We start from the raw sequence: 25,726 nt of genomic DNA on the forward strand, positions 1-25,726 counted from the left end.
AATTATCTAATTGCTTTTTTATTTTAAAAACTGACCATCTTCTTTTATGATAAAAGTTTGGTTTGAAAAAGGACTTTTTACCAAAATATTATATCCCGAAGAATGATTTTCTAATATAGGTTTTAAAACTTTACCATCGACTTTGATTGTTTCTTTCGTTAAATCCGTTAATGCTTTTGCCCAGACTTTATTTTTTTGATAATATTCTTTTTGAGCCCGATATAAATTATAGAGCTCCCATTTTACTTTTTCGTCCTGCGGAATTGTAAAAGTGTCTTTTTCCTCTTTCGAAGAAAAATAAACATATCCCCACTTTTCAGGTTCATGCATATTAATTACGCCCATTGGCGACCAGACCCAGTTGTACTCAGGCAGAAATTTTCCGTCAGCATCTTTTTTTCGTTCGTATTTACCATCAACAACTGTATGCTGCCAGTTTACTCTTGAGAAATTAACGCGCCAGAATTTATCTGCCGGCACATTATTTTCGTTGTAAGATTTTTTATAAGATGCCCAGGGAATTGCCATTTCTAAAACCCAACCTTCATCAGTATCATTTGGGTTATTAAGCGTTCCGATGATTTTTACCGCCGATTTCAGACCTGGAATATTCCAGTCGTTTAAAACAACATTATCATTTTCTCTGTAAGGTTTTGACAAAAACAAATCCCAGGCTGTATTTAAAGCATTTATCTCTAATTCATAATAATTAAAAGTGTCGCCGTCGGGATCAATAAAAACTTCAAAATCGTTGTTGTAAAAAATAATCGTGTCACGTTGTTTTAAATTGGCCCAAACATGCGGTTCATCAATTTTTGCTAAAATATAAAAATTGGTTTCATCCCAGAGCATTTTAACTTTTGTTGCATATTTTGGTTTAATATTGTTTTCGATATCTTCAAAGAGATCTGTCCAATCTGCTTTGCTCCATGATGGATCAGATTCGTCACCGTCAATAACAATAGGAGTTGTGATTTTTGAGGCTGTGTACGTTTTAGGCACAATTGTTTTTTTCTTCGGCTGCGAAAAAACGAGCGCCGAAGAAAAAACTAAAACAATTGTTAACCACTTAAATTTTAGAAACATGGATTTTTTTATAAACTATTATCTTTTGTAAACTGAATTACTTCGCTTAATTTTCCGAAAGCAATCGCAACTGCTGTATCTGCTGCACCATAATAAACGGTTAATTTATCTTCTTCTGTATCATGCAAAGCAGCACATGGGAAAACTACGTTTGGCACATCTCCCACCATTTCATAAATCTCTGCAGGTCCTAATAAATAAGGCTGTGTTCTGTATTTTACTTTATCTGGAGAATCTACCTCTAAAAGTGCTGATCCCATTGCGTAACGGAAACCGTTGCAGGTATTGATAACTCCGTGATAGATCATTAACCAGCCTTCGTTAGTTAAAATAGGAATTGGTCCTGCTCCTACTTTTGTACACTGCCATGCGCTTTGCTCAAACGGACTTGGTTTCATTACTAATCTGTGTTCGCCCCAGTATTTCATGTCTGGGCTGTAACTGATCCATATATCTCCAAAAGGCGTATGTCCGTTATCACTCGGACGGCTTAGCATGGCATATTTCCCATTTATTTTTTGTGGAAATAAAACACCGTTTCTGTTGAAGGGTAAAAAGGCATTTTCGCATTGAAAAAATTCTTTAAAATCGAACGTGTAGCCAATACCAATTGTTGGGCCATTATAGCCATTACACCAGGTAATCCAGTAACGGTCTTCTATAAAAACCACACGCGGATCGTATTTATAGGCAGATTCGATCATTTCAGTATTACCTGACTGCATTACAATTGGTTCATGATTAATATCCCAATCGATTCCGTTTTTACTAAATCCGGCAAAAACATTCATTTGAACCGCTTTATTATCACATCTGAAAACTCCCGCAAATCCTTCTTCAAAAGGAACTACTGCACTGTTAAAAATACTATTTGAAGATGGAATCGCATATCTGTTGATAATTGGATTTTCAGAATATCTCCACATTACATCTTTACTGTTTTCGGGTCTGTCTTGCCAAGGAATACTGCTCATTTTTTTATTTTTTTATTGTTTTTTATTTTTATTCTCTCTGTTTTGTCATCCTGACGAAGGAAGGCTCTTCGTAAGTGACTCCACTTAGAAATTCGCCAATCTTTGTAGCGTTTCTCGTAAAGATTCTTCGTTCCTCAGAATGACAAACTGTGACGTCAATCTTTGTCGAGTTACGCATGTGATTTCTCCTCTGTCGAAATGACAAAATGAACGTTTAAGACTTTAACAAAGCTGTCCTGCATTTTATATTTTCTAATTGACTAATTATCAAATTTTCTAATTCTCTAATCTTCTATTCTGCGAACTTTATCCAACCAGGTAAATTTCAATATCGCTGTAGTTACTAAAAACACAACCAATGCCGTAATTGCTTTTGGATAATCTCTGATAATGAAGAATATCGGAAGCAGAATCATACTCGACTGCCACACAATTCCGATGGCACAGTTCATCATATCCAGCCAGAAATCATTATTTTTTTCGAAAGACTGATCTTCTGCTTTTAATTGTTTATAAACCGGATTCCAGTATCCCCAAGGTCTTACGTTGGAATAAAACGATTTTAAAACCTCCATTTCTGTCGGCTGGCTCAAGTATGTTCCTAAAAGACAACCTAAAATTGAGAATCCGAATATTAATGGGAACAGGTAAATGGCTTGAACTTTTGACAAATCGTATAAGAAAGAACCTTCGGTTAAATTGGCTTTGTTCATCCCTAAAATAAACTGCAGTGAAGCAATGATTAATCCGGCGAACATTCCCCAGAAATAACCCCATCCGTTAAAACGCCACCAAATCCATTTTAGGAAATTCGCTGCTACGTAACCTCCATACAGTGCACTTGTAATCCACAGCGTTAAAGAGTTGATAGAATCTGCAAAGAATCCCATGAAAACACCTAAACCCACAACAAGGAAAGACGAAATCTGGCTTACTTTAATATAATGTGCATTTGAAGCTACTGGTTTGAAATATTTTTTATAAATATCATTTACAATGTAAGCTGGTCCAGCGTTTACGAATGCTGAGAATCCCGACATAAAAGCAGCTAATAAACCGGCTAAAAGAATTCCTTTAATTCCAACGGGAATGTATAAATTCACCACTTTTGGCATTAATAATTCTAAATCAGCCCCTTTTAATCCAACATTTGCATTTAACTCAGGCGCTAGGTTTACTAAGGCAATTACCACGATTCCGGTAATTAATAAATATCTCGGAATGAATAAAATTAGGTTGGTAAAACCGCTCATATATGCTGCCTCTTTTACCGATTTGGTTGAAAGAACCCTTTGTAAATCATAACTTGGCGTTGGTCCGGCAACACTTGCGAAGAAACCCTTGAACAACGTCATTCCGATGAAAGCACCAAACATTTTGTAACCTTCTGAATCAATTAAATTATTGAATGTCTGAAACTTATCACTCCACTGGGTTTCAAACTGCCATCCGAAAAAGACGTTTTTCCATTCTTCGGTAATAACCGCATTAATCTGAATATCTGTATAATTAAGGAATGCATAACCCGCAATTAAAACTCCGGCTGTAATCATAATTAAATACTGCACAACTTCTGTCGCAACTACTGAGAACATCCCGCCTTTTACGGTATAAATTGTCGTTAAGAAAATGATTAACAAGGCATAAGAACGCTCTGATGTCAATAAAATCATATCTCCGTAATGCAGCGTTAAATCCCACGGAAGAATAATGGTTACAAACTTTCCGATTCCTTCAAAAAAATAGGCGATGAAACCAATTGTTGAGATAATGGCAAAAATGGCTACAATAATATGAGATGCTTTTCCGGCCCTGTCGCTTCCAAAACGGGTTAAAATCCATTCAGAACCCGTCATTACTTTTGACCTTCTGATCCAGACTGCAAGGAACATCATAACAAAAATCTGGTTCCAAATCGGCCAAAGCCACATGAACATAAAACTTTTTACTCCGTACAGAAATAAGACCCCAATCATCCAGGAAGTTCCGGAAACATCAAACATTCCTGATCCGTTGCTAAGACCTAAAAAATACCATTTAATTGTTTTTCCGCCAAGGAAATAATCATCCAACCCTTTTGATGCTTTTCTTGAAATCCAGATTCCTATTCCGACAGAGAGGAGAATATAAGCTACGATAATTGATACGTCAATGATATCCATTAATTTTAATTGTTAATTAGTTTAGTTCTTTTTTTAGTCCTTAGTTATTAGTCTTTAATCCTTAGTTTTTTAGCTTATGGTTTTGTTGGTTGTTTTTTATAGTTTTTTTGATAACTGATTACTACAAACTGTAAACTATAAACTGAACACTAACTACTTCTTTCCCCAGTTTTTATTGGGCTCTGATCCCATTACAAAATGTAAAATTCCGCCTTGCACTATTTGTTGATGTGATATTGTTGTTGTATTGAATGGAACACCATTGAGTGTTGCCGATTGGATATAGAAATTTTTCTCCGAAACATTTTCTGCTTCAATTACAAATGCTTTTCCCCCTTCAAGATTGATGGTGGCTTTTTCGAAAATTGGACTTCCGATTTCGTATTCGCCAGAAGCCGGATTCATTGGATATAATCCCATGGAACTGAAAACATACCAGGCCGACATTTGTCCGCAGTCTTCGTTACCGCTTAATCCGTTTGGTGTTGTATTGTATTGTGTGTCTAAAATATGGCGTACCCAATATTGTGTTCTCCAAGGCTGGCCCGCGTGATTGAACATATACGCAATGTGGTGGCTTGGTTCGTTTCCGTGTGCATACTGTCCGATTAATCCCGAAATATCTGCCGAAACATTGTTTCCTGTAATTTCTGAACTTTCTGTAAATAGTTGTTCTAACCGTTTTGTAAAGATTTCATTTCCACCATGAATCGAAATTAAATTATCGACATTATGAGGTACAAACCAGCTGTGCTGCCATGCATTTCCTTCGGTATAATCGGTGTGTTCTCTGTGGTTAGAATGCTTAGGATCAAAAGGTTCGTTCCATGATTTTCCATCTTCTGATTTTCCTCTCATGAATCCTGTTTTTGAATCAAATAAATATTGATACGCCTGAGAACGTTTTAAGAAAAACTGGTAATCTTCGGTTTTTCCTAATGCTTTTGCCATCTGCGCCACACACCAATCGTCATACGCATATTCTAAAGTAATTGTTACCGATTCGTCTAATAAATTGTACGGAATGTAGCCGTATTTTTTATAGAAGTTCAATCCTCTTTCGTCCTGCATCATGGTAGTTTTCATGGTCTGATATGCTTTTTCGGCATCAAAACCTTTGATACCTTTTAAATACGCATCGACAATTACAGGAATGGAGTGATAACCTGTCATGGTATTGGTTTCATTAGCATATAATGTCCAAACCGGAAGTATTTTTTTAACGTCGTAATACGTCAGCATTGAGTTTACAATGTCTGAAGTTTTGTCTGGCGCCAATAAAGTCAATAAAGGATTTTGGGCTCTAAAAGTATCCCATAGTGATAAGGTCGAATAAGCGGTATAATCTTTTGCTCTAACAATTTGATCATCCTCTTTTCTAAACTGACCGTTTTTATCACTATAGGTTACAGGGGCAACTTTTGTATGATATAATGCAGTATAAAACATCGTTTTTAACGAATCTACTGGTGTTTCAACTTCAATTTTATTTAAAGCAGCATTCCAGATAGAAACTGCCTGCGATTTTGTATTGTCGAACGTTGATTTTTCATCATCTAAATTATCTTTGGCATTAGCCGCACTAACAGATGACAAGGCTACTTTTACCACTAATTCATTGCTATTACTGCTTTCTAAAAATAATTGTGCTGCAGTATTTTCTCCGTCTGCTTTGTTTCCTTCGATAACCTGCTTATCAGCCAATAAAACCGATTCCGTAATTGGTTTTGAAAATTTAGCAACAAAAAATACTTTCTGATTTTTTGCCCAGCCAGTACTAAAACGATATCCGCTTATGGTATGCTCATCCTCAATGGTGATTCCCGTTTTCAGGGCTTTGTCCCAGTTAATGGCAAATCCCAGATCGATTATGACTGATTGTTTATCGTTTTTGGAAAATGTGTATTTATGGAATGCTGTTCTTTGTGAAGAAGTTAATTCTACATTGATTTTAGGATCTTCAAGAAAAACCTGGTAAGAGCCCGGTGCTGCTTTTTCGTTAACATGACTGTATTTAGATTTATAAGGTAATTGATCCCGTGAAGCTGTTTTTGCAGTTAAATCAAGTTTTTTATTGGTTGGCATAAATAAGATATCTGCCAAATCACCAATACCCGTTCCGCTTAAATGCAAATGACTGAAACCGGCCACAACAGAATCTGAATAATGATATCCTGAACACCAGTCCCAGTTCGAAATTCCGTTATCAGGACTTACCTGAAGCATTCCAAAAGGAAGAGTCGCTCCCGGATACGTATGCCCATGACCACCAGTACCTATAAAAGGATTAACGTGGTCCGTAAAAAGTGTTTCGTGATGATGCTTTTTGTTTACATTTATTTTGCAACTTGCAATTAAAATAACAACCAAAAAAAGCAGGGTAAAATTCTTCATATAAAAACAATCTTAATTTAATTTTAAATTTAAACAAATTCAACTTTTCGTTAAAAGTAATTTAGACGGACGACATATAAACTAGGATAAACATCAAAAAATCATAAAAACATATCATTATTATGAATTTAAATTCGGGCAAATCTTATCGGTTACCATTGCATTATCACTTCTTTTTTTGGCTTACTTATTTTTTATTTAATACATTTCGTTGGGGAAGCTATTTTAATGATTACCTGTATTCATTAAAAACAAACTTATTAGGCTTTCCAATTCACATGACATTATGTTATCTGAATATTTTAATTTTCATGCCTTATCTGGTTTATCGAAAAAGATATCTATTGTATGTATTGGCTGTTTTATCAACCATTTTTTTAATGGTGGTTATTAAATTCAAACTTACATACTTATTAATAACGCATAACGTCTGGCCTGAAGGACCTGAGACTATAGATAAATTAACACTCAATTATACGATAGATATGATGATGGGAGAACTCTATGTTATCACTTTTGTAACAGCAATCAAAATTACATTTGATTTTTTGCAAGAACAAAAAAGAGTAACCGATCTTGAAAAGTCTCAATTAGAAACCGAATTACTTTTTCTTAAATCTCAAATTTCGCCACACTTTTTTTCAATACATTGAATAATATTTATTCATTATCAGTAGAAAAATCAAACAAAACACCCAAAATTGTCCTTAAGCTTTCTGAACTAATGCGGTATATGCTCTATGATACAAAGGGCAAAAAACAATCTTTAGAAAATGAAATTTTATGCATCCAAAATTATCTTGATCTGGAACGAATCAGGAATGATGAAAGGCTTGAAGTAAACATGTCTGTCTCGGGAGATATTCATGATAAAGAAATTTCTCCGGTTATATTACTGACTTTTATTGAAAATGCTTTTAAGCATGGTGTAAATAAAAACACCGGAAAAGTAAAAATTGATATTGATTTTAATGTAAAAGGTGACTATCTGCATTTCAAAATTTCAAATCCTACACCCGAAATTACGCAGCATAAAGACAATTTTAACAAGTCAAGTGGTATAGGTCTCGAAAATGTAAAAAAAGACTTGAATTAGGCTATAATAAAAATGATTACAAGCTTTCTTTTAAAAATAAAAAGAATATTTTTGTCGTAAAGCTTGTAATTAAAGTCACTTAAAACAAATACCCTCCTTATTAATTTTGCCCGCAAAATTATTTCGCTCGAATAACTAAGATTAAAGAAATGAAAATAAATTGTTTGATTATAGACGATGAGCCATTGGCAATTAATATTATTAAAAATTATTTAGAGCCACTTGAAAATTTTGAGGTAATAAATACTTTCAGTAATCCGATTGAAGGCCTGAATTTTATTAAAAATAATAATGTCGATGTTATTTTTCTGGACATAAACATGCCTGTTCTTGATGGAATTAATTTTATAAAAAGTCTTGAAAATCCTCCATTAATTGTAATCACAAGTGCTTACAGCCAGTTTGCCATAGAAACTTATGAACTTGACGTTTTAGATTATTTAGTGAAGCCAATTGAGTTTCCGAGATTGATGAAAACGTTAAATAAAGTAAGTAAAAGGATTGAGAAAAAAGAGAATGGAACTCAGGACAGCCAACCCGACAGCCCTTTTATATTCGTTAAAATTGACAAAAAAAGAATGAAGAAAATCTTCTTCAACGAAATTCTGGTTATCGAAAGTCTTAAAGATTATTTAAAAATAAACACTTTAACAGGCAAATACATAATTCACAGTACCTTATCTGATTTTACTGATTTACTACCCGAAAAAAACTTCCTGAGAATACACCGATCATATACGATTGCAATTGATAAAATAGATGCTGTTGAAGGAAATAGTATTGAGATTGAAGGATTGAGATATGTTATTGGAAGATCTTACATTGATCATGTGAAACAACGAATATTAAATTCTTCTATATAGTTAAACGCAAAAAAAACAAAAAATGCAGTCATAAACGACTGCATTTTCACATTGGTAACTAACCAAAATAAACCACATGAAATAGTTTATTATATTTTAAAAAAGATTTTACAATCTAGAAATGATATCGCTTAAATGCTTCGATAGCCGAATAATCTGCTAATCCTAAAGCATGGTATTTTTCTGCTGTCATTCTGTTTCTATCTTCAACTCTTACCCAAAATTCCCTACTGTCATCGCCCTGAAACATTACTCCATCCTTTTGAGACTGATGATAGAAAATAGCATGACGTTTTTTCAGTACCTGATCAGGACTCATTGGAACCGCCATTTCAATTTGGTAAGATTCCCATTCATGCCACGCTCCTCTATATAACCAGACCCAGCAATCATCCATAAAACTTTTATGCTTTAATCGTTTTAAAGCCTCAAACAAACTGTCTAAACAAACTTTATGTGTACCATGCGGGTCTGCTAAATCTCCTGCAGCATATATCTGATGTGGTTTTATTCTTTCGATAATATCGCACATAATTTCTATATCGGCTTCACCGAGATTATTTTTCTTAACTGTACCTGTTTCATAAAAAGGCAAATCGAGAAAGTTAACATTTGAATCCTGTAAGCCTAAATATCTTGTAGCCGCTAAAGATTCACTCCTTCTAATTAGTCCTTTTAATTTTCTAACTTCTAATGAATCAATATCATTCGCTTTTTTATTCTTTAAAAAGTTGATTATGTTTTCAGATTCACTGGAGTTTTTATTTAATGCCTTCGAAATTTCAGCAAATTTTAATGCCTCTTCATTAGAAACCGCAATATTTCCGGATGTCTGGTAAGCCACATGAACATCATGTCCCTGATCTACCAGCCTGTCAAAAGTTCCTCCCATTGAAATCACATCATCATCAGGATGCGGGCTGAATATGATAATTCTTTTTCTTTCCGGAGTTGCGCGTTCAGGTCTGTAAGTATCATCTGCATTTGGTTTTCCTCCGGGCCAGCCAGTAATAGTCTGCTGCATTTTATTAAACATCTTAATATTTAAATGATAAGCAGTTCCCTCTTCACTCAGGACACTTGACATTCCGTTGTCATTATAATCTTTATCAGTAAGCTTAAGAAAAGGTTTTTTCGTTAATTCGCTTAACCAGACTACAGCTTTCAGTTTTAACTCTTCATCCCACACTACTGATTTTACCAGCCATGGTGTTTTTACTCTCGTTAATTCTGATGAAGCCTCCGTATCTAAAACAAATGTGGTATTACTGTGCTGTTGCAAATAGGTTGCAGGTACTCGTGCAGAAATCTCTCCTTCAATCGTTTTTTTAATGATTTCAGCCTTACTTATTCCCCATGCCAGAAGTACAATCCTTTTGGCCGTTTTTACAGTACCAATTCCCATTGTAATGGCTTTTCGGGGTACGTTATCGATTCCTAAAAATGAAGATGCTGCATCAATACGGGTCAAATGATCCAGCGTAATGCTTCTTGTTCCTGAATTTACGTGAGATCCAGGCTCGTTAAATCCGATGTGACCTGTTCTTCCAATTCCTAAAAGCTGAAAATCTAAACCACCGTATGATTTGATTTTCATTTCATAATCGATACAATATTGCTGTAAATCTTCATTACTGATATTTCCGTCAGGGATGTTAATATTTTCGGGATAAATATCAATATGATCAAAAAGGTGCTCGTGCATAAAATGCCAATAACTCTGAATATTGTTTCTTTCCATTGGATAATATTCATCCAGATTGAAAGTTACCACATTAGCAAAACTTAAACCTTCCTCTTTATGCAGTCTTACAAGCTCTTCGTAAACTTTAACCGGTGAAGATCCTGTTGCTAATCCTAAAACGCAAGGTTCATTTAATTCTTCCTTCCTTTGAATTATGTTTGCTATTTCCTGTGCTACTAATACAGAAGCTTCCTGAGATGATTCGAAAATTACATTGTGAATCTTCTCAAATCGTGTTTCTTCAAATTTTCCAGCTTCTTTAAAATTTATACCTTCTTTAATCATTTGCCTGTTCCTTTAATTATAATAGTATAAAATTAACACTTCATCTATCTGTAAAATTAAAAATTCGACTAATAACCTCTTAGCTTCGGCAAAAGACAAAATCGGAAACAAAAAAGAGGAATCGTCATTTATTGTTGGTTTGTATTTAGTTTTCGACTACATTTATTTCACCAATAGAAAATACCTGACCTTTTCTTGCATCATTTGATTTAGCGACAAATCGTAGATATCTTGCCTTGCTTTGCGTAAATGTCTTTACTTGCTCTATGGGGTTATTTTTAATGTTCGAAAATTCTCCCTGAGATTGCATGGTCCATTTGATATTATCTAAACTGGTATAGAACTCATATTTGGATATCAGGTTAAGATTATTTCCGACTTGCTGGGGAATATAAGTGAAGCCATTTATTTTGATCGTGGTTCCCATATCAATCACTACTTCCTCCGAAAATTTATTACTCCCGCCACCAAAATTCCAGTCTGTATCAGGGTTTCCGTCTATTATCCTATCTACCGACTTCATGTTTCCGCTCGAGGCACTCACAACTTTCCATTTCTCTTTTGAAACTCCATACTTTGCTGTTGTGACTGCACTGCTGCTATTTTCATTTTTATGGATTGCTATAGCTTTTATCACTACTGCTTTATTGTACTTAAAACCCTGTTTATACAAGTTACTTTTTACAGACGGCTCAGAACCATCAGTAGTATAATAAATTTTATTACCTTCTTCAGATTTCATAGATACATTTCCACTTTTATCACGCCCAATGACAGGAGACTTCACAAAAGTTGGCGCATTATAAGCTTCAATATTCGAAATTACAACACACGCTTTTGAGTCGGTAATGTTTATTTTAAGTGCCGAGGCCTTAATTCTGTCTATCCTTAAAATTCTTTTATAGCCAATAGTGGTTTCATTGGAAACCGTTTTCCAGTTTCCATCAATCCTGGCTTCAACCGTAAAAGCCTTAATGCGTTGTCCTAATTCTATATATTCCTGAAGCAGAATCCGATTGATCGCTACAGGTTTTCCAAAATCAAATACAATTGAAGCTTTTTTTACATTATCGTCTGTAGCCCAGTAAGTATTTCTATCTCCGTCTGTTACATTTTTTGCTGCAAATGAAGAACTGTTTCCTCTTACATTATCAGCAGAAACTTTTGTCCCGGCTAATAATTCCGTTTTAAAATCGGCTTTTATGGTCGATACCAATTCTTTTAATCGCGCTTCGTCATTTTCATGAACCAAACCTCTTCTGTCAACGGGGAGATTCAATAATAAATTCGCATTACGGCCAATGGATTCATAATAAATATCAACCATTTCATCAAGTGAGCGTACTTTATCATCTTCAATACTATGATAAAACCATCCGGGTCTGATGGAAACATCTGCTTCTCCCGGAACCCATTTTTCGCCGTCTTCATGCCCCGACATAAATTCGGTATAATGAACTTTCCCAGCTAATTCATCTTTCTGGCGTAAAAGCGACCAATTGGTTTTTCCGGCACGTCCCTCTTCATTTCCAATCCATCTCGCTTCTGAAGGACCAACTCCCCAAACCAAAGTTTTAGGTGCAGTTTTGTAAATTAATTTATAGGTTTCATCCCAATCGTAGTATTCCAGCGTATTGATCTTTCTTGTTTCATTAGCTCCACCGTAATACCCATCACCTCCATTGGCACCATCAAACCACATTTCGAAAACATCCCCATAATTAGTAAGCAACTCTTTTAGCTGGTTTCTAAAATAAGTAATATACTCAGGTTTTCCGTATTGAGCATGATTTCTATCCCATGGCGAAAGATACAATCCTAATTTTAAATCATATTCTTTGCAGGCTGCTGCTAATTCTTTTACAACATCACCATTTCCGTTCTTCCAGGGAGATTTTTTGACAGAACGTTCTGTGTAAGCTGATGGCCATAAGCAAAAACCATCATGATGTTTAGCTACCAGAATGATTCCCTTCATTCCTGCTTCCTTGGCAATGTGGGCCCATTGTCGTGCATCTAAAGCTGTTGGATTAAACAATTCCGGCGATTCATCTCCATAACCCCATTCTTTGTTGGTAAACGTATTTAAAGAGAAGTGAACAAAAGCATAAAATTCCATTTCATGCCAATCTAGTTGTTTGTGTGTTGGCAATGGACCAAATGGCTCGGGAGGTTTCACGAGTTCCTGAGAACAAATTGGCATTATTATTAAAAAATAACTCAGAAATAAAAAAATATTTTTCATTAGAACTCTAATTAATATTTTGTTAGTAAGATAATTAAAATATAAATTTAAGATAAATCAATATTCTGTTTCATACTATTTCGACCAACAACATTTTTAAAGGAGTATTGGAGTCATTCTTTATTACATGATAGCTTCCTTCTATTTTTAGATTCAGTTTAATCATTATATAATTATATTTGTCAGCATCTCACAATTAGAATCATGAACAGGATATATTCTGATAACGGAACACTATTACTTGGCCTGGAATTTGAAAAAACTCAGTTACTGGATAGCCCTGTTCAATTTAGTGTATATACTGTTATATTTATTAGTGAAGGTGAAGGAATTTATCATGCAGACTTTGCTTCTTTTGCATTTAAAGCTCCTGTTGTACTTTTCTCTACACCTCAGCAGTGCATTTATATCAGAGAAACTAAAAAAATAACCTCAACAACTTTACAATTTCACGGAGACTTTTACTGTATTGAATTTCACAGAAATGAGGTAGCCTGCAACGGATTGTTATTCAATAATATTTATCTGGAACCTTCTGTAAAACTAACGGATGAACAGCATACCTTTTATACGCAGATAACAGCCAATATTGCTGAGGAATTACTGCAGAGAGAACCCTCAGAAATTGTACTTCGGGCGCTTTTACAGCTTTTTCTAGCCAAGTCAAGCAGTATTAAGATGAACAGTTCAGACAGACTGAAATTGAAGAAGGACGAAAAAATGGATCATTTCAGAATACTGCTGGAAGAAAATTTCCTGACCCTGCATAAACCTGGTGATTATGCATCATTGTTATCCATTACGCCAAACAGCCTTACCAAACAGTGTAATAATCGCTTTGGTAAAACACCAACACAACTGATTCAGGAACGTTTAATTCTTGAGGCTAAAAAACATCTTCACCTTACAAGACTGAGCATTAAAGAAATTGCATTTGCTTTAAAATTCCAGGACGAATATTATTTCAGTCGTGTATTTAAAAAAATGACAAAAATGTCACCTCAAATGTTTAGAAAAACCACCGGCATATCCATTGTAGCAGATTTGTCTAAGGAATAACATTTTTTGTCCATCCTTTCAATCAATTTACTGAATTAGCTTTGCATTGTAACTATAAAAAAATAAACAATGAAAAGTAGCATTCTAAACACAATAGCAAATTTGGACAAAGCCGGAAAAAAGATGGTTCGAGCAGGCATCGTTATTGTTTTTCTGTGGATTGGCGGACTCAAATTCTTCACTTACGAAGCTGATGGAATTGTACCCTTTGTAGCAAACAGTCCATTTATGTCTTTTTTTTACGAAACCCCTTCAGATTATCAAAATTATACAAACAAAGAAGGTGAACTAATTGCTGAAAATCACCAGTGGCACATAAACAATAACACTTACGTTTTTTCAAATGGTCTCGGTATTTTGTTGATAGGCATTGCATTTTTGATTGCAATTCATAATTGGGCACCACTGGCCAGTATGATTGGCAGTATATTGGTTTTTATACTCACCATCGGAACACTTTCATTTTTAATTACTACACCCGAAAGCTGGGTTCCTCATCTGACAGATCATCAATTTGGCTTCCCTTACTTAACAGGAAGAGGAAGACTGGTTCTTAAAGATATTGTTATACTTGGCGCATCATTAATAACGATGAGTGAATCTGCAGCGCTTTATCTAAAAAGAAAGGGATCATAACACAACCTACTTAGCTTGGGGTTCTCAACTTTTGATCCCAAAAAACTGAATTTAAAAAAACACTCATTTGAGTTGATTTTGATGTGAACGTCATTCGGCAAAATTCGAACCTTTTATTAAAAGATTTAAAAATATTAGCCGTATCTTTTTAAGATATTTAATAATATGAAATTAATAAAATAAGATTGTAGTTAACTACCAAAAATGTCTAAATGTTGTAATAGGAAATTACTTTTCGGTTTCATAAGTCAAATAATTTGATAGTATACCAGATGGATTTTTACTTCTTTTGTCTAGTATTTCTGTATTTGCAAAAACAATAAAATTATCTTTAGCTCGTGAAACTGCAACATTTAGCATATTTGGTTTATTGTCCCTATCAAAAAACATCGTACCAGAATCACTTTTCCCATAAACCATTGAGAACAAAATGATTAATCTTTCTGCACCTTGAAGTGTATCAACTGTTCCTAATTTTAATTTATCAACATTAAATCCTGCATTTTTTAATGCGTATCTCAAAGTGTTTTTTGACCAACGAAAGGAGTAATAATACCAATAGAATCCTCAACTTTTCCCTACTTTTCTTCAATCTTACTTTTGTTCTGAAATAGCCAATTAACTATTGCAATTACTTCGTTTTCACTGTAACGACTTGAATTTTTCACAATAGAGTTTCCTTTCACATGAATACAATACATTGGAGGAAATAGTAAATCATTTTTTGCCGGTCCTTCAAGTGAAATCAACTTTCCATCGTATGCTAATACATTGCAAATAATTAATTATCTCATCAAAGCAGCGACGATGCTCAACCAACATAATACCTTTTCCTTTGTGCCAGATTATCTAATATTACTGGCATTTTGAGCCCATTTTCATTATACTTACAGTTGAAGCAGGAAAACCTTTAGGAACAAACTCTTTTTCATAAATAGAATCATCATAACTTTTAATGATATTTCATTTTTTTAAATTCCCAATATCAATTTTATTAGTTATATTCCAAACAGGCTCAATTTGCTTAATATCACCCACAATTACTGCCTGATTTCTCTGTATTGGAAAGAACAACTCAAACAAACGTAACCATCACAACCGTCTCTCCCAAAAAACAGCAGTTTTCCACCTGGTTTCTGTCTGGTAAAAAATACTTTTATGTTTTAGGTAATGTTGCCAAATGTGCTCTGTTTGTTCTGTATGTGTTTTTTGAAGTGTTTCAGTAAAGCCATACTGTAATAGTAAAGCTTGCAATTGCATGGCACTGGCCATTGCATTGTACATGCCCTGAGAAGATAATGGGTCAAAACTTAATGCTGCATCACCTAAAGCAGCCCATTGTTGCCCGGCTACTTTTTCTAATTTAGTCGAATTAGCAGCAACTGAACCTTTAAAAACAATAGCATTTTTATGTTCTTTTAGTAAAGATAAAATAACAGGATTTTCTTTTGCCAATTCTAAAAAAGAGGCAATAGTCTTAAGTTCATTTTTAGCCACTAAATCAGCATCAGTATGAAAAGCCACTACTCGTTTGTTATTAGGAACAACAGCACTATACCACCAACCATTTTCACTGGCTGAAATAGTACTCATGATATTGGTACGTGTATTAGGTAAAGTAATCCAACAAGCAATCAATTTATCTTTGACTTCCCGTTTAATGCCAAGGCTTTTTGCAAAATGCGATTGGCGCCCACTTGCATCAATAACAAAAGAGGCAGAAATCGTTGAAACAGATAAAGAGGCATCACTAGCTCTCAATTGCACCTCCCAACGAGAATTTTCATAAGAACTATTATACAGTTTGAAATCCCATAAACAATGGACTCCACGGCTGTCTGCAACTCTTCTTAAATAGGTTTCAAAAGCCTGTCGGTCCAAATTTTTAACAAAACCATCCGGATTTCTTAAATCATCTACAAGATGTACCTGATTACTTCCCCAATAGGACTGCATACCAACGTTTTTTTGATACAAAGTGCCTACTTTATTTTCCAAACCATCTAATAAATCCAATTGTTTTAGAATACGTTGCGAAGCAGAAGCTAAAGATTCCCCAATGCGCTCAATAGGTTCAGGAAGTTTATCAACTAATGTTACATGATAGGTATCTATCAAAGAAATGGCGGCAATGCAACCTGCAATGCCACCACCTATAATTAATATATCTGTTTTTTCTGTTGCCAAACCTAATATTTTTTGGAATAAAACGCTGGAAACGTACCAACTGTTCAGGAACACCCACATCTTTTCTAGGTTGTCTGGAATGAGGAACCGTTCTTGTTTTAGTAAATTTATGTACTTTAGAAGCTAATAAATCAACCAGTTTTTCAACTTCGTTTGCTAATGCTTCATCCTGAACCAATTTGTCCTCAACCAATTTCAGCAGTTGTTCGCGAGTACTTTCTGTTACAACTTGTTCAGTAAACAAACCTTCATTAGATAAATGTTCGAGAGTAGTATGTAGCAAGGATTCTTCCTTATTATTCAAGTGTTTATTGTTATTTAAGATTTTTCTTAATCGGGCTTCTGTCTCTTGTAACAACAGTTGATTTTGTTCTTCATTAGGAACTACACCAATTTGCATTTCTGGTGGAAAATTAGCATTATCAGGTACACCTTGACGTGGCTGCACAATTGCTAACTTGTCAAAATATTTCACCATTGCATTGATCTGATTGGTCTGTGTTGGCGCTTCGCCATCTAAAGGCAAATCATCCAGCCAAAAATAACGAAATGCAAAAGCTTCTATACGGGTTTCTTCTGCTAAATACGTATCTAAAGTTTCTTTGTAACGCTCTTCACTCAAAATATTGTTTGGAACCCTTGCAGGCCAAAATGTTGGCAGATAAGGATCGTATGCAGTAGTATAACCATCTCTGCAGCTTGCTGTATCGGTCTGCCAGGGAATAGCCATCCATCTGGTTACACTGCCTGGTACCTGACCTCCTAGTAAAGGACCAGCAGGCAAAGTCAGGACATCACTATTCATAGTAGACCCATAATAATGATAATCGGTTTTTGGTGTTTTTGGAGCATGTTTCAATCGAAAAGGAGCCATATACATACCAGAAGTTCGCATAGGCCAGGTCATTTCACAGCCCGGATGGAAAGCATCTGCCAGACAGAAATCCATAGCTGCTTTAGTTAGCATATCCGGTTGTTCAGCAATAGGATAGTCATCAATTTTTTTAACAGGCGGAACATAAGGACATCCTGTTTTGTCTACAAAATCAGCATCAAAATCACCTTTGACCCATTGATCTAAAAACTCCAGTTGCAAATGAGATAAAGTAGAATGCTGCCGCACAGAACCTGTAGTAGGGATCGCAACCGCATCACCATATAACCAGGGCCATAGCTGTGGGGCTTCTGCTCCGGACTGATCAAACCTACGGAAATTATTGGATATAGTACGACGCATTTCTAAGTTGGCAGAAGAAGGGTCATTTAGTTTTTTTACCCATGCTACGCTGGTATAATTAAATTGTCCGCCCCATCCAAAAGCTGCTGCAAATCCTGCATTTACCCATTGCAAGTTGGTCATTCTTTCAAAAATAGGCAAGATATCTTTACAGAAAGAGGGTCTTGCTGGTCTTACTAACATTCCCGATTCTACAGCAACACTCCGCATTAAATCCCACATCGTACGAACCGATTTTTGCATAGGGGCATAATCAGGTGGAGCACAAATTACCCAGGCAGGATCTACATTAAGAGCTACTCCATCATATTCTACTGTAGCTGTAACAGGCCCATCTGACATATCATCATACCAGCCTTCATTGTTGGCAAAGGTAATGGCTCTGTCGCCATTGATATTTTTCGATTTACCATGACCGCCCAGCATTATTAAGCGTCCTTTTTCATCGGTATGCATTTCTCCTAAATAAACCTGTTTGCCCATGAACTTACCTGTGAACTTTTTTCCTTCAGTGACATTAGGTTTTGAAATACTTTCGCCACCACCGTCAATCAATAACTGGCTGCGGTCTTTTACATCAATATTTCTCAATAAAGAAGGTGGAACATTAGGATCGGCAGCATCCGGAATATCTAAGGCAATCTGGAACTGATACCAGGATGCTTTTTGATTGGCCAAATGCGAATGCCAGGTAATTTTAGCATTTTCCATAGTGAGCTCCTTAATCGCTTTTCCGGCAGCATTGAAACCATAAATGCGAAACTGTGCAGCCTGACGTTTGATGGCTCCTGTTTTGTCGCGATAAGCATATACATCCTCTTTTGCTTCTGGCTCATCTACTAAAGGACCTATGAAATACTCTTCTTCACTATTTCCCACACGCATCACACCAATAGGGGGATAAATACCGGCTCTAACAATACAAGTACTATCCTCGTCTGTATTACCCCTAAAATGTGGATTTATAGCATTAGGTTCCTGTAGCTGTTGTCCATTGGCCTGATGCCTGGTTTCTGCACTCGCCGCGTAAACTGTTTTACGTGCCTCTGCAATTGAGCCTAGAGGTTTATGAGCTTCTAAAGTTCTCCAAATATTGAATGAAAGATTGCTTCCAAATTCAGACTGACCAATCGCTGTTATATCTTGTTGTGGTAAATGCAGCTTAGCAATACAGATGTACGGACTTTCCTCTGTATTCCAGACTACCTGTGCATCATTAAGAGGCATGGTCGCATCGTTAGTACGCAATTGGATTTCAAATCTAAAAGCAGCAACCCCATTGCGTAAACGTCTTTCTAAATCCAGTCGTAAATAATTATCATCATCAAAAGGAGCTCCTTTATAAGTGTCCTCCGGAACTAAACGGTATTTAACAATTTGATTTTCGCCTAGCTGAAAAGGCAAAATAGCCCAATAACCAGTACTTAACACACTTGCTTCTTCTTTTTGCATAGCTTGCAGAATACTAGCCAGTTCAGGATGTTTGTTGATATAAGTATCATAATCCCTGTCAATAACACCGGCAGTTGTAAACGTGCACATTTGCTGTGCATCACGAGCAAAAAATCGATCAATATTCTGAAAAATGAAATCGGCAGTAGGGCCTTCCCCAAAAAGCTTCGGTCCTTCTACACCAAACAATTTCAACCCGACTCCAATAGTGGAGTGTAAGTCAGGTGATGTAGTACCCGTATCACTGGAGAAACGAACAGCACAATCATAACGAGAGCCGGCAAAAATGCCTATTTTGAAATTTTCAGGAATATCTTCATTAATTACAAATTGACCATAAGTAATCCCATGTTGTTTTCTAAAAACAGCACGTTCCGCTGGATTCTGACCTTTTTCAATTCGTGTTTTTTGGCCCATTTCTACAAACATCTCTTTCAGTCGCTGTGTCACCATTTCAGTACTGCCGGTACTGTCCCAACATTTTACGTTGTTTGCAGTAGGCTTTTCAATGATTCGTTTTTTGTTGTCCATATTTTATAATTATTGGTTAGTTACGATAGTTAGTGGAAATCTTATGATTATCTTCTATTATGACAACCAAAATAGGGCAATCGTTAACTGTTATTAATAATAATAAACTTACAAATACAAACTTATCTTATAGTTGAGATTAGATAGTTTTATCTGTTTATTTATACTCCAAAATTTGAAAAATTATTCAGTAAAAAACATCTAAATGTCACAAGAGTGTTTTATTTAGGTACAGAACCTCAAAAAAGTTGATTTACGGTTTTGAATAATGTGGTTCGTCCCTTTTGTATGTCCTTATTTGAAATTGGAAGCTTTCCTGTTAAGTTTCGAAAGTGAACAATGACTGAAGTAGCTCAAAAATTAAAATAACAAGCTTCTAATGTGTAAAAAGTGTTGGTGTATGCTAGGCGACTGTGATAATTGGAAATACCAACATGCTTCCGAACGGCAAAAATGGAAATGGTCAAAGAAGAAATTAGAGTAATATTTATTTCCTCCTAAAACGCTATGTCTCAAAGTTCATTACAGCTGAACTTCAAAAACCAGGATATCAATTATATTCAAATACAGTACTTATTTATATGTTTGAGTTAATTCTTTACGTCTCAGTAAAAAAGAAAAAATTAGACTAAAAAATGACAAAACAGAATATTGAAAGTGCGAAGTCAGAGACGTTCTTCTCAGCATTTTATAAGAACACTTAGGAAAACAGGCTTTACCAAACCGCGTCTAACTAAATTCCGTATATATTTATAAAACACAATATTATGAATACTAATTCACTACACCTGACTGCAAAAATTTACCGCTGTCTCACCGAAAATCAAGGACAGTCACTTCATTTTGAAGAACTTTGTAACCTCATTTATCCTGCTGATCTGAAAGTAGGTGATGCTAATGATTTGCTTTCTGCCGAAATTGAATATAAAACCAAGGTAATGAATTCATTAATCTTTCTTTCTCACATTAAACTGATTATTTTAAACGAGCATACAGACGAAAGCTTTCTTAACTTATCTAATAGAAACTAGCTGTATTTTGTGATCCGGATCAATCTTAAAAATTAAATAACGTAAAAAAAAGAGGATAATCAGTTACGATTATCCTCTCAAGTGATCCCAGAAGGATTCGAACCTTCGACCTACGCATTAGAAGTGCGTTGCTCTATCCAGCTGAGCTATGGAACCATTTCTTTTTAAACTTATGGCAAAGTTTTGTCGGGGTGGCAGGATTCGAACCTGCGGCCTCCTGCTCCCAAAGCAGGCGCGATAACCGGGCTACGCTACACCCCGAGGCAAAATTAAGCGGAGAGACAGGGACTCGAACCCTGGCGACGGTTACCCGTCGACAGATTAGCAATCTGCTCCATTACCGCTCTGGCACCTCTCCATGCTCAAGGAATTGTTTCCCGTTTTGCGGTTGCAAATGTAAGACAACATTCGATATCTCACAACTATTTTTGAGCTTTTTTCAATCTTTTTTCAATCTTTTTCCAAAAACACTTCACAATCAAACAAATAGAATTAACAAAAAAATCATCTAAATTTAAAATCTGCCCTATTCCATACAAAATTTGAATTTGTTCAAATAAACAGTAAATTTGCTTTACTAACTAATATTAAACAGAACATGAACAAAAGAGTTGTTATCGTTTCTGCCGTTAGAACACCTATCGGAAGTTTCATGGGAGGTTTATCTACCGTACCCGCACCAAAATTAGGAGCCGCTGCCATAAAAGGAGCGCTCCAAAAAATTAATCTTGACCCAAAATTGGTCGATGAAGTTTTCATGGGTAATGTAATTCAGGCAGGCGTTGGACAGGCTCCGGCTCGTCAGGCAGCATTATTTGCCGGTTTGTCTGAAGAAGTTGCTGCCACAACCGTAAACAAAGTATGCGCCTCCGGAATGAAAGCTGTCATGTTCGCTGCTCAGGCAATTTCCTGCGGAGATGCTGAAATTGTAGTAGCCGGAGGAATGGAAAGCATGAGTTTGATTCCACATTACGTACAAATGCGTGCCGGAAATAAATTTGGCCCTGCAACTATGCTGGACGGAATGCAGAAGGATGGTTTGACAGATGCTTACGATAACAACGCAATGGGAGTTTGTGCTGATTTATGTGCCACTGAATACAGCATCAGCCGTGAAGAACAGGACGCTTTCGCTATTCAGTCTTATGAAAGAAGTGCAAAAGCATGGGATGCCGGAAAATTTGATAATGAAGTAATTCCAGTTGAAGTACCGCAAAGACGCGGTGAACCGATTATATTTTCAAAAGACGAAGAATACACTAATGTAAAATTGGATAAAATACCTTCGTTAAGTGCCGTTTTCACCAAAGACGGAACGGTAACTGCCGCTAATGCTTCAACAATCAATGACGGGGCTGCAGCATTAGTTTTAATGTCTGAAGAAAAAGCAAATGCATTAGGTTTAAAACCGCTTGCTTACATTAAAGGCTATGCAGATGCGGCACAGGAGCCAAAATGGTTTACTACAAGCCCTGCAAAAGCACTTCCAAAAGCTTTAGATAAAGCCGGAATTTCAATCTCAGATGTAGATTATTTTGAATTCAACGAAGCATTTTCTGTTGTTGGATTAGCCAATGCAAAAATCTTAAATCTTGATAATGATAAAGTAAATGTAAACGGTGGAGCAGTTTCTTTAGGCCATCCTCTGGGTGCTTCAGGAGCACGTATCATCGTTACACTACTAAACGTTTTAGAACAAAACAATGCCAAAACCGGAGCTGCTGCAATATGCAACGGCGGCGGCGGCGCATCTGCCATTGTTATTGAGAGAGCTTAAATAAATATTCATATCAGGAGTTATAAATCGAATAACTCCTGATTTTTAACTTATAAATTTCCATACATGTACGGAATTTGCAATTTAGCCATAGTACCAGTTCGATCTGAAGCAAGTGACAGGAGTGAAATCGTTACACAACTTTTATTTGGAGAACATATCGAAATTTTAGAACGCAAAAATCAATGGGCGCGAATCAGGATTCAGTTTGATGATTACGAAGGCTGGGTAGATTCTAAACAATATCAGGAAATTACCAAAGAACAATTTAATCAGTTAAGTAAAGAAGCCATTATCTTAAATGCCGATTTAATTGATTATATCACAGCACCGGATAATTTATTGCTTCCTATTCCGCTTGGAGCTTCATTATCGTTTTTAAACAACAGCGAAATCAATACTTCAAATTTTGATTTTGAAGGAACCAAAACGAGTGGTATAAAGCCTAAAAGCGCCATAATAAATACTGCTTTTATGTACCTGAATGCTCCTTATCTTTGGGGCGGAAAAACACCTTTTGGCATTGATTGTTCGGGCTTTACACAAATGGTTTACAAATTAAATGGTTATAAAATTCATCGCGACGCCTCTCAGCAAGCAAATGATGGTGAACCTTTAAGCTTTATTGAAGAAAGTGAACCAGGAGATCTCGCCTTTTTTGATAATGAAGAAGGAAATATCATTCATGTCGGAATCATAATGGAAAACAACTACATCATTCACGCAAGTGGAAAAGTTCGCATTGACCGCTTAGACCACTTAGGAATTTACAATCCCGAATTAAAAAAACATACGCATAACCTTAGAGTAATAAAAAAGATTATCTAGATTTCCGTTTTTTCACATAGCAACTTCTAAAAGAGCAAAATGACCAAAATTGAATTATCCAAAACAGGCTTTCAGATTAATAATATAACTCTTGAATTTCCAATTGACATTACAATTTTACAACAAGCTTTAGGAGATTACCGATACAACAAAAAAAAATACAATCACACTTATACCTGGGACGATCTGGGAATTATCGCTTTTTCCAAAGAAGGAAATAAAGCAGAAAGTCTTGCCGTTGAACTTGAGATTAGGGAATATGATTATTGTGCAAAAAGCATCTTTACCGGAGAATTTATTTTTGATGGTCAGGAGTTATTCGAATTATACAAATCCGGTAAAAATAAACCCGTAAAACTTTTTAAAGGTGACAGAAGCGGCGCTTTCATTCTTAACGGAATCAGTGTTTGGTTTGACAAAGAAGATGGCAAAATAACTGCTCTGGATATTTCATCATACGAAGAAAAAGTAACGATTCCCAAAATACATTTACCTGTTGATGAAGAGTTCAAAATATTTAAACCTTTATGGCAGGAATGGATTTCAGAAATCAATAAAATTGTTTCAACAGACAATGATTACTACAATATTACAGACGGAATTACCGAAGAAGACATAAAAAAACATACAATTCTTGAGGACGATATAACCATTCCTCCTGCTCTATTAAACTTCTATAAAGTTCAAAACGTAGATTATGACCCCGTAACTTCTGCTTTTCAGTTTGGCGTAAATAATTTCAGTTACGATCTTATTCCATTTCAGGATATTAAACAAGAATGGGAATCTATACAAGATTTACAATTTGAGGAAGACGATCTCCCGGAACAAGAAGAAATAGATTTCGATAAAATCCAGACTGACAACTACGCCAATCCAAAATGGATTCCTTTTGCCACAGGAAGAAACGGTGATTATTTACTCTTCGACACAGATCCGGCTTCAAAAGGAAAATTTGGACAAATAATAGAACTTCAAAATGAATCCTGGGAACGAAACATTGTCGCCGATTCATTAGAAGAATTGATTGAAAACGAAATCAATAATTTAAAAGCAGGCAAAACGGAACATTTTGATTTTATTATTAGAAAAGAGAGTTAAATTTTTTCTCTCGCAGATTTTGCAGATCGGGCAGATTTTTTTATCTCTTTAAATCAGTAAAATCTGCGAGAGCAAATAATAAGCGGCAAAAGAAAATCTTTCTAATTCTTTTTCAAAAAAATTAGTAATAATTAGTGCAATCCGTGTTTAAGCACTCAACCGAATTGTCTTTCTAAACTCAGAAGGACTATACCCTTTCTGCTTCCTAAAGAACTTATTAAAATGGCTTTCATCCGTAAAACCAAATTCATAAGCAATTTCATTAATACGTTTATCGCTGAACTGAAGTCGATGTTCAATTAATTTGGTTTTATAATTGCTGATATATTGCTGCATCGTTTCGCTAGCGTGTTTCTTAAAATAACGCCCTAAATACGTATTCGAAATTCCGAAATAATCGCTGATTGATTCCGCTTTGATCTTTTCCGGATAATAAATATTGTTTTGAATGTATTGCAGAATATCCATCGCTTTTGCCTCAGTATCAATATTAACCTGCTCAGGCAGGTATTTCGCAATGTTTCTCGCTACAATAATAATCAGTGTATTGACCAATTGCTGAATCAGTTCCTGATTGTAAATATCCTTATCTTTCTTTTCTCTACAAATGGCTTCAATCATCACTTTCACCAGGCATTTATCAGGATCATTTTTTAAAATACAGCCCGGCTGATGGTTTGCATTTTGAAGAATATATTCCAATCGCTGAATACTTTCATTCTGCAGACTCGAATTTTTCAAATAAATATCATTAAATCTCAAAAAGAAAAATTTCGTTTCGGTTTCAATTGTAAAATTATGACAGTCCTCAGGCGTCAATAAAAACAAATGTCCCAGATCATACCTAAATATATTTTTGTTGATACACTGCGAACCTGTACCTTCCAAAATATAAACCAGCTCAAAAAAATTATGACGATCGCCTACATCCGGATATTCATCCAGTGTTTCAAACGAAACCGTAAAAGGCTCATATAAATTTTCTTTTTTCATGTAGAAATTATTTGAAGATGCAAATATACCTAAAAAAGACAAAAA

At 35.5% G+C, this 25,726-nt stretch carries 17 protein-coding genes, 3 tRNA genes and 1 pseudogene; 8 read left to right on the forward strand and 13 right to left on the reverse strand.

Translation table 11 applies throughout. From position 1 onward, the window contains the following. Positions 1-18 precede the first annotated feature (18 nt). The 4 genes from P5P89_RS01135 to P5P89_RS01150 all read right to left on the reverse strand — a co-directional run bounded on the left by P5P89_RS01135 (position 19) and on the right by P5P89_RS01150 (position 6,616). Positions 19-1,086, reverse strand: coding sequence for a carbohydrate-binding family 9-like protein (locus P5P89_RS01135; protein WP_278010368.1), 1,068 nt, complete (start codon positions 1,084-1,086; stop codon positions 19-21). 8 nt (positions 1,087-1,094) lie between these two features. Then, on the reverse strand, positions 1,095-2,060 hold the full coding sequence (locus P5P89_RS01140; protein ID WP_278010369.1) for a glycoside hydrolase family 130 protein: 966 nt from the start codon (positions 2,058-2,060) through the stop codon (positions 1,095-1,097). A gap of 284 nt (positions 2,061-2,344) precedes the next feature. Further along, positions 2,345-4,222: a sodium:solute symporter family protein gene (locus P5P89_RS01145; RefSeq protein WP_278010370.1), complete on the reverse strand. Its 1,878-nt coding sequence runs from the start codon at positions 4,220-4,222 to the stop codon at positions 2,345-2,347. Between the two features lie 153 nt (positions 4,223-4,375). Next, complete coding sequence (locus P5P89_RS01150) at positions 4,376-6,616, reverse strand: GH92 family glycosyl hydrolase (RefSeq protein WP_278010371.1); 2,241 nt, start codon at positions 6,614-6,616, stop codon at positions 4,376-4,378. A 122-nt stretch (positions 6,617-6,738) separates the two neighbouring features. Here P5P89_RS01150 and P5P89_RS21750 point away from each other — a divergent pair. After that, positions 6,739-7,795 (forward strand): annotated as a pseudogene (locus tag P5P89_RS21750) (sensor histidine kinase). A gap of 66 nt (positions 7,796-7,861) precedes the next feature. After that, positions 7,862-8,575 carry a LytR/AlgR family response regulator transcription factor gene (locus tag P5P89_RS01160; protein WP_278010372.1) on the forward strand — a complete coding sequence of 238 codons (714 nt, stop codon included), beginning with the start codon at positions 7,862-7,864 and terminating at the stop codon, positions 8,573-8,575. A 115-nt stretch (positions 8,576-8,690) separates the two neighbouring features. Here P5P89_RS01160 and nagB read toward each other — a convergent pair whose 3' ends face one another. Together nagB and P5P89_RS01170 are read right to left on the reverse strand one after the other, a co-directional pair. Beyond that, a complete protein-coding gene (gene nagB / locus P5P89_RS01165) occupies positions 8,691-10,604 on the reverse strand; it encodes a glucosamine-6-phosphate deaminase (RefSeq protein ID WP_269236716.1) in 1,914 nt (637 codons plus the stop codon). Between the two features lie 145 nt (positions 10,605-10,749). Continuing rightward, positions 10,750-12,849: an alpha-L-fucosidase gene (locus P5P89_RS01170; protein WP_278010373.1), complete on the reverse strand. Its 2,100-nt coding sequence runs from the start codon at positions 12,847-12,849 to the stop codon at positions 10,750-10,752. A gap of 204 nt (positions 12,850-13,053) precedes the next feature. On the opposite strand from P5P89_RS01170, the gene P5P89_RS01175 reads away from it, so the two are divergent. Both P5P89_RS01175 and P5P89_RS01180 read left to right on the forward strand, forming a co-directional pair. Next, complete coding sequence (locus P5P89_RS01175; protein ID WP_278010374.1) at positions 13,054-13,908, forward strand: helix-turn-helix domain-containing protein; 855 nt, start codon at positions 13,054-13,056, stop codon at positions 13,906-13,908. Positions 13,909-13,977: 69 nt separating this feature from the next. Further along, positions 13,978-14,544 carry a DUF417 family protein gene (locus P5P89_RS01180; RefSeq protein ID WP_278010375.1) on the forward strand — a complete coding sequence of 189 codons (567 nt, stop codon included), beginning with the start codon at positions 13,978-13,980 and terminating at the stop codon, positions 14,542-14,544. A gap of 228 nt (positions 14,545-14,772) precedes the next feature. Here the strand turns inward: P5P89_RS01180 and P5P89_RS01185 are convergent, their stop codons facing one another. From P5P89_RS01185 to P5P89_RS01195, 3 genes are all read right to left on the reverse strand, one after another. After that, positions 14,773-15,066, reverse strand: coding sequence for an AAA domain-containing protein (locus P5P89_RS01185; protein WP_278010376.1), 294 nt, complete (start codon positions 15,064-15,066; stop codon positions 14,773-14,775). A 570-nt stretch (positions 15,067-15,636) separates the two neighbouring features. Further along, on the reverse strand, positions 15,637-16,731 hold the full coding sequence (locus P5P89_RS01190) for an NAD(P)/FAD-dependent oxidoreductase (RefSeq protein WP_278010377.1): 1,095 nt from the start codon (positions 16,729-16,731) through the stop codon (positions 15,637-15,639). After that, on the reverse strand, positions 16,631-19,951 hold the full coding sequence (locus tag P5P89_RS01195) for a LodA/GoxA family CTQ-dependent oxidase (RefSeq protein ID WP_278010378.1): 3,321 nt from the start codon (positions 19,949-19,951) through the stop codon (positions 16,631-16,633). The genes P5P89_RS01190 and P5P89_RS01195 overlap by 101 nt, the downstream gene beginning before the upstream one ends. Positions 19,952-20,718: 767 nt before the next feature. Between P5P89_RS01195 and P5P89_RS01200 the strand changes: the two genes are divergently transcribed. After that, entirely contained in the window at positions 20,719-20,982 is a 264-nt protein-coding gene (locus P5P89_RS01200) for a hypothetical protein (RefSeq protein WP_278010379.1), read from the forward strand. Between the two features lie 82 nt (positions 20,983-21,064). Here the strand turns inward: P5P89_RS01200 and P5P89_RS01205 are convergent. The 3 genes from P5P89_RS01205 to P5P89_RS01215 all read right to left on the reverse strand — a co-directional run bounded on the left by P5P89_RS01205 (position 21,065) and on the right by P5P89_RS01215 (position 21,340). Further along, a tRNA-Arg gene (locus tag P5P89_RS01205) sits at positions 21,065-21,138 on the reverse strand. 30 nt (positions 21,139-21,168) lie between these two features. Continuing rightward, positions 21,169-21,243: transfer RNA gene (locus P5P89_RS01210), tRNA-Pro, on the reverse strand. A 13-nt stretch (positions 21,244-21,256) separates the two neighbouring features. Then, positions 21,257-21,340: transfer RNA gene (locus tag P5P89_RS01215), tRNA-Ser, on the reverse strand. Positions 21,341-21,580: 240 nt separating this feature from the next. Here P5P89_RS01215 and P5P89_RS01220 point away from each other — a divergent pair. The 3 genes from P5P89_RS01220 (at position 21,581) to P5P89_RS01230 (ending at position 24,688) form a co-directional block, all read left to right on the forward strand. Then, on the forward strand, positions 21,581-22,759 hold the full coding sequence (locus tag P5P89_RS01220) for an acetyl-CoA C-acyltransferase (RefSeq protein WP_278010380.1): 1,179 nt from the start codon (positions 21,581-21,583) through the stop codon (positions 22,757-22,759). Positions 22,760-22,825: 66 nt separating this feature from the next. Then, positions 22,826-23,587, forward strand: a complete 762-nt coding sequence (locus tag P5P89_RS01225) for a C40 family peptidase (RefSeq protein ID WP_278010381.1) — start codon at positions 22,826-22,828, stop codon at positions 23,585-23,587. Between the two features lie 39 nt (positions 23,588-23,626). Continuing rightward, on the forward strand, positions 23,627-24,688 hold the full coding sequence (locus tag P5P89_RS01230; RefSeq protein ID WP_278010382.1) for an SMI1/KNR4 family protein: 1,062 nt from the start codon (positions 23,627-23,629) through the stop codon (positions 24,686-24,688). Between the two features lie 147 nt (positions 24,689-24,835). Here the strand turns inward: P5P89_RS01230 and P5P89_RS01235 are convergent, their stop codons facing one another. Next, positions 24,836-25,681, reverse strand: a complete 846-nt coding sequence (locus P5P89_RS01235) for an AraC family transcriptional regulator (RefSeq protein ID WP_278010383.1) — start codon at positions 25,679-25,681, stop codon at positions 24,836-24,838. Between the last annotated feature and the right edge of the window lie 45 nt (positions 25,682-25,726).

The organism is Flavobacterium gyeonganense (assembly GCF_029625295.1).
Lineage (GTDB): Bacteria > Bacteroidota > Bacteroidia > Flavobacteriales > Flavobacteriaceae > Flavobacterium > Flavobacterium gyeonganense.

What these genes read in the sequence shown, in the direction of transcription:
- P5P89_RS01135 (WP_278010368.1), bottom strand. Translation starts at nt 1,086, where the DNA reads ATGTTTCTAAAATTTAAGTGGTTAACAATTGTTTTAGTTTTTTCTTCG.
- P5P89_RS01140 (WP_278010369.1), bottom strand. Translation starts at nt 2,060, where the DNA reads ATGAGCAGTATTCCTTGGCAAGACAGACCCGAAAACAGTAAAGATGTA.
- P5P89_RS01145 (WP_278010370.1), bottom strand. Translation starts at nt 4,222, where the DNA reads ATGGATATCATTGACGTATCAATTATCGTAGCTTATATTCTCCTCTCT.
- P5P89_RS01150 (WP_278010371.1), bottom strand. Translation starts at nt 6,616, where the DNA reads ATGAAGAATTTTACCCTGCTTTTTTTGGTTGTTATTTTAATTGCAAGT.
- P5P89_RS01160 (WP_278010372.1), top strand. Translation starts at nt 7,862, where the DNA reads ATGAAAATAAATTGTTTGATTATAGACGATGAGCCATTGGCAATTAAT.
- nagB (WP_269236716.1), bottom strand. Translation starts at nt 10,604, where the DNA reads ATGATTAAAGAAGGTATAAATTTTAAAGAAGCTGGAAAATTTGAAGAA.
- P5P89_RS01170 (WP_278010373.1), bottom strand. Translation starts at nt 12,849, where the DNA reads ATGAAAAATATTTTTTTATTTCTGAGTTATTTTTTAATAATAATGCCA.
- P5P89_RS01175 (WP_278010374.1), top strand. Translation starts at nt 13,054, where the DNA reads ATGAACAGGATATATTCTGATAACGGAACACTATTACTTGGCCTGGAA.
- P5P89_RS01180 (WP_278010375.1), top strand. Translation starts at nt 13,978, where the DNA reads ATGAAAAGTAGCATTCTAAACACAATAGCAAATTTGGACAAAGCCGGA.
- P5P89_RS01195 (WP_278010378.1), bottom strand. Translation starts at nt 19,951, where the DNA reads ATGGACAACAAAAAACGAATCATTGAAAAGCCTACTGCAAACAACGTA.
- P5P89_RS01200 (WP_278010379.1), top strand. Translation starts at nt 20,719, where the DNA reads ATGAATACTAATTCACTACACCTGACTGCAAAAATTTACCGCTGTCTC.
- P5P89_RS01220 (WP_278010380.1), top strand. Translation starts at nt 21,581, where the DNA reads ATGAACAAAAGAGTTGTTATCGTTTCTGCCGTTAGAACACCTATCGGA.
- P5P89_RS01225 (WP_278010381.1), top strand. Translation starts at nt 22,826, where the DNA reads ATGTACGGAATTTGCAATTTAGCCATAGTACCAGTTCGATCTGAAGCA.
- P5P89_RS01230 (WP_278010382.1), top strand. Translation starts at nt 23,627, where the DNA reads ATGACCAAAATTGAATTATCCAAAACAGGCTTTCAGATTAATAATATA.
- P5P89_RS01235 (WP_278010383.1), bottom strand. Translation starts at nt 25,681, where the DNA reads ATGAAAAAAGAAAATTTATATGAGCCTTTTACGGTTTCGTTTGAAACA.